Origin of the sequence: Bathymodiolus azoricus thioautotrophic gill symbiont, assembly GCF_001298715.1 — a bacterium.
Lineage (GTDB): Bacteria > Pseudomonadota > Gammaproteobacteria > PS1 > Pseudothioglobaceae > Thiodubiliella.
Genome location: NZ_CDSC02000038.1, coordinates 1 through 4,733, shown reverse-complemented (window position 1 = coordinate 4,733; position 4,733 = coordinate 1). Strand labels below are relative to the sequence as shown.

The window sequence follows — 4,733 nt, the reverse complement described above, 5'->3', positions numbered from 1 at the left end:
TTTCTATTGGCGGTGTATCGTCCCTCTCAAAATCCTTGAAAGCATCATGCAATTCACCTGATGCATAAAATGCGTCTGCTAAATTGGGTTTAATAGGTTTAATGATTAAATTATCACCGTCTTTAGTGATGTCTACTTCACTCACATCAAAACGCATAGCTTTTGGTAAACGAACAGCTTGAGAATTTCCTGATTTAAATACTTTTGCTAGCATAATAACCCCTAAAAAATATATACAATTAAGTATATACTATTTTAACTGAAAAGGTATTAATAGTAAATTTATGATTGACAATGAATCAAAGTACCAATGGCCTCACCTGCGTGCAAACCTGTAAGTACATCGTTAGTTTTGCCTGAGGCGATGACAGTATTGATATTAGTTTTGGCAGCAGTTTTGGCAGCTAGAACTTTGGTGTACATACCGCCAGAGCCTAATGAACCACCTGCCCTACTAGCGACTTGTTCAAGTTTTTCATCATCCACATGAATTTTATTAATCAATGTAGCGTCTGCATTTTGGCGCGGGTCGGCGTCATATACGCCCCCTTGATCGGTCAAAATAACCAGTTGAGAGGCGCCAACCAAATTTGCCACTAATGCCGCCAAGGCATCGTTGTCGCCAAACTTGATTTCATCGGTAGCAACCGTGTCATTTTCATTGACAATTGGCACAGTACCTAAGGCTAATAAAGCATCTAGTGTGGCACTAACATTATTGCTTTGCTTTACATTGGTAAGGTTGTCATGGGTGAGTAAGACTTGTGCAGTATGGATATTTTGCTGAGCAAATAAAGACTCGTAAGTTTGCACTAAACCCATTTGACCAACAGCAGCGGCGGCTTGCAATTGATGGATGTTCTCTGGACGCTCACACCAACCAAGGCGCTTCATACCCTCAGCAATCGCACCGCTAGACACCAAAACCACATCAATATTTTGGCATTTGAGCTCACTAATTTGACTCACCCACGCAGCAATGGCAACTTTGTCTAAGCCTTTGCCATCATTGGTTAGTAGCGCTGAACCTATTTTAATTACCCATCTTTTATTCATTACTCAATTCTTTTGTTAACTCAAACACACCTTCTATTAAGTCCTTACAACCCAAACCGTTTAGCGCCGAGATATGAAACACTTTGCCTTTATACTTAATCGCTTTAACAATTTTAGCCGTGAGTGCTGCACGTTCATCTTCTGGCAACAAATCCATTTTGTTAATCGCCAAAAGTCGGGGTTTGTCTGCCAATTCTTGGTCGTATTTTGCCAATTCATGTTCAATGGTCAAAAAGTTTTTTACCGGGTCAGAACCATCAGCCGGCAATACATCTAATATATGCAATAATGCTTTAGCACGAGATAGGTGCTTTAAAAATTCAAAACCCAAACCCACGCCTTCGCTGGCATCTTCAATCAAGCCAGGAATATCTGCCATGACAATATGCTCATCGTAATACGACACCACGCCCAATGATGGATGAAGCGTGGTAAATGGATAATCTGCCACCTTTGGTCGTGCACTGGAAATCTGCCTGATAAGACTGGATTTACCCGCATTTGGCATACCGAGCAAACCAATATCTGCCATCACACTCATCTCCAACCCGATCTCACGCACCTCGCCGAGTGTACCCGGTGTGGTTTTTCGTGGTGCACGATTGGTACTGGATTTAAAACGCGTATTGCCCAAACCATGGAAACCACCTTTGGCAACTAGCATCATTTGTTCATGCTCAATCATCTCGCCAATTAATTCATCGGTTTCTAAATCATACACCTTGGTACCGAGTGGTATCTCAACGGTTAAATGTTGGGCTGATTTTCCGCGTTTATTTTGCCCTGACCCAGGTTGTCCATTTTTCGCTCTAAACAAGCGATTAAAACGAAATTCACTGAGCGTGTTTAGCCCTTCTTGTCCACGAAAATACACATGACCACCATCGCCACCATCGCCACCATCAGGTCCGCCATCAGGGATATATTTTTCCCTTCGGAAGCCTAAGCATCCTGCGCCACCTTTGCCAGCTTCAATGCGAATTGATGCAGAATCGACAAACTTCATAAGGCTTTTATGTGATTATTCATAATTGTGCAAATGCCCCTTTAAAAGCACTAAAATATTAATGAACAACATTATACCACCCGTCAATGCATCTAGCCCTATACAACTTTATTGGAATTCTACTGCTACCAGTTATGATGTTGCGTCTATTACTAAAAGGCTTGAAAACGCCTGCTTATCGTCAAAGAATTGGTGAACGATTAGGTTTCATTAAATCTATAACAGGTAGTGTCATTTGGGTGCACTGCGTCTCAATGGGAGAATTTAGAGCAGCAATTGTTTTAATTGATGCCTTGATTAAAGTCTATCCCAGTCACAAAATACTCGTTACTAGTACTACGCCAACAGGATCAAAGGCAGTAAGCGAGCAATATCAAGACAAAGTATTACACACTTACTTTCCATTTGATATCTCCTTTATTGTTAAACGCTATATCAAGAAAGTACAGCCTGATTTATGCCTGTTATTAGAAACTGAAATTTGGCCAAATCTCATTCACACACTGCACAAAAATAACACCCCAACTCTACTAGTCAATGCTAGACTCTCAGAGCGTTCACTGAATAAATACCAAAAATTTACCAATCTAACTATGCACACACTCAACAAATTAAGCGTTATTGCTGCGCAAAATCAAAATTCTGCTGAGCGTTTTATTAAGTTAGGTGTTGATAAGGATAAAGTAATAATTGCAGGTAATATTAAATTTGAACAAAATCCAAGTACAAATAAAAACCACACCAAAGCAATAAAATCTATTATCGGAAAGCGTAAGGTGGTGGTGTTTGCCAGCACGCATAAAGGTGAAGAAGAGAAGATTATTAACGCTTATTTGAACAGGCCTTTAGATGCACTAATGCTTATCATTCCCAGACATCCTGAGCGATTTGATGAAGTTTACAAACTGGCAAAAAAACACAATATTAAAGCAGTTAAACGCTCTAGCAATGCTTCATCCTCAGGCTACGATATGTTGTTAGGTGATTCAATAGGCGAGATGATGTCGTATTTTGAGGTGGCCGATGTGGTGTTTATGGGTGGTAGCCTTGTGGAGACTGGTGGACATAATATGCTGGAGCCAGCAGCACTATCAAAACCAATTTTATTTGGTCCAAATGTCTTTAACTTTACTGAAATATCCACAGATTTACTCACGCAACAAGGCAGCATTCAAGTGCAAAACGCAGATGCGTTGATGCAAGAAATCACACAACTGCTAGAGGATGATAAAAAATCCAACAACCTAGGTAAAAATGCCAATCAATACTTTAAGTCTCAACAGGGTGCGTTAAGTGCCTTAATTAAACAAATTAAGCGGCATATTTAAGCATTAAATGTTGTTTAATAATCTAAGGTTCTTTGATTGGCATCTTATACAGTATAAAATTGATATATTTTTTTTATTTAAAGGGGTTAATTATGTTAATCAAGATAACAAAACAAAGTATGTTGTTTTTGCTAATGCTAGTATTGGCTAGTTGTGTAAAAAATGAAAGAGCGCCCAAATCTCTAGTTGTATTTGGAGATTCCTTGTCCGACCAAGGTAATGTCTTTTTAATTGCCAATCATGTAACCAGTTTAAGAAATATCCATATGTCCACGCCACCATCGTCACATAACGGGCACGTGTTTAGCAATAAATTATTGGCAGTTGAGTATTTGGCCCAACATTACGGTATCAAACTTTCTCCTGCTTGGCATTATAAAAAATCAAGCGCAGACATCAATAAAATTAAAGAGTCCTATAGTAATATTTTTACATCAAGTGCATTAAACAGTGATTTTCAAAAAGAAAAGAAAAACAGTCAGCACTACAAAGAAGTGAGTTTTTTGATTAAAAAAATACTTGACAACATACATTTACCAACCCTAGCAGGCAACAATTATGCAGTCTCCAATGCAACAATTGCCTCTGATTATTCAGGTTTGGTTGATGGATTATTTAACCGTTTGTCTTTACTTTATCAAATTGAAAAATATAAAAAAGACAATAAGAAAGACAATAAGAAGGACATTAAAAATACTTTATTCGTCATTATGATAGGTGGCAATGATATTATAAATATTGCACGCTCTTCTGAGCCAAATAAAAAAGAGAAAATTTCTAATCTCATGCCTATTATGGTTAAAGCTATCCACAAACTACAAGAGTTTGGTGCAAAAAAAATACTTGTTGTTGGTGCGCCAAATGTTGGAGAAGCACCATCATTCTATAATACATCTTTAGAGAAAATAACATCTAAATTATCAGAACAATTTAATCAAGAATTAGGTCAGGATATTACTCAATATTTTTCTAAAAAACAAGTTGCATGGTTGCCAATTAGCAAACAGTTTTCTAAAATTTTGAAAAAATGGCCAGATAAAATTAGGCACAAAGCCTGTGTATCCGATATTGTTAATCATACATTTAATGTGATAAAATTTTTAGAGCATGAAGAGCTTGAAGTAAAATTTGTTAATGGTTGCACACAATCATTACTAAATGATGAGAAATATGCTTTTTATGATATTATTCATGCCAGTGATGCTGTCTATCGAGGGTTAAGTGAATTACTTATACAAAAAACTTCAGACTTTTTGTCTCAATAAGGAAAATTTGCTATTTTTTGTATCCCTAAATCGTACTGGAACTTTTAAGGATCTAACCTTAAAACTTATGATTGTAGT

5 protein-coding genes are annotated in these 4,733 nt (G+C 37.4%); 2 read left to right on the top strand and 3 right to left on the bottom strand.

Annotated features, from left to right (window positions below):
• The 3 genes from BAZSYMA_RS00730 to cgtA all read right to left on the bottom strand — a co-directional run.
• On the bottom strand, positions 1-214 hold a 214-nt coding region (locus BAZSYMA_RS00730; RefSeq protein WP_090714546.1), incomplete at its 3' end, for an antitoxin.
• Positions 215-282: 68 nt separating this feature from the next.
• A complete protein-coding gene (gene proB, locus BAZSYMA_RS00725; RefSeq protein WP_090714544.1) occupies positions 283-1,056 on the bottom strand; it encodes a glutamate 5-kinase in 774 nt (257 codons plus the stop codon).
• Positions 1,049-2,062 (bottom strand): Obg family GTPase CgtA, encoded by a 1,014-nt coding sequence (gene cgtA, locus BAZSYMA_RS00720; RefSeq protein ID WP_090714541.1) that lies wholly within the window; start codon positions 2,060-2,062, stop codon positions 1,049-1,051. The genes proB and cgtA overlap by 8 nt, the downstream gene beginning before the upstream one ends.
• Positions 2,063-2,148: 86 nt before the next feature.
• On the opposite strand from cgtA, the gene waaA reads away from it, so the two are divergent.
• Both waaA and BAZSYMA_RS00710 read left to right on the top strand, forming a co-directional pair.
• Positions 2,149-3,390, top strand: coding sequence for a lipid IV(A) 3-deoxy-D-manno-octulosonic acid transferase (gene waaA / locus BAZSYMA_RS00715; RefSeq protein ID WP_090714538.1), 1,242 nt, complete (start codon positions 2,149-2,151; stop codon positions 3,388-3,390).
• A 92-nt stretch (positions 3,391-3,482) separates the two neighbouring features.
• The gene (locus BAZSYMA_RS00710) at positions 3,483-4,655 is read left to right on the top strand and encodes an SGNH/GDSL hydrolase family protein (protein WP_090714535.1); all 1,173 of its coding nucleotides are present in this window, start codon (positions 3,483-3,485) and stop codon (positions 4,653-4,655) included.
• The last annotated feature ends 78 nt before the right edge of the window (positions 4,656-4,733 follow it).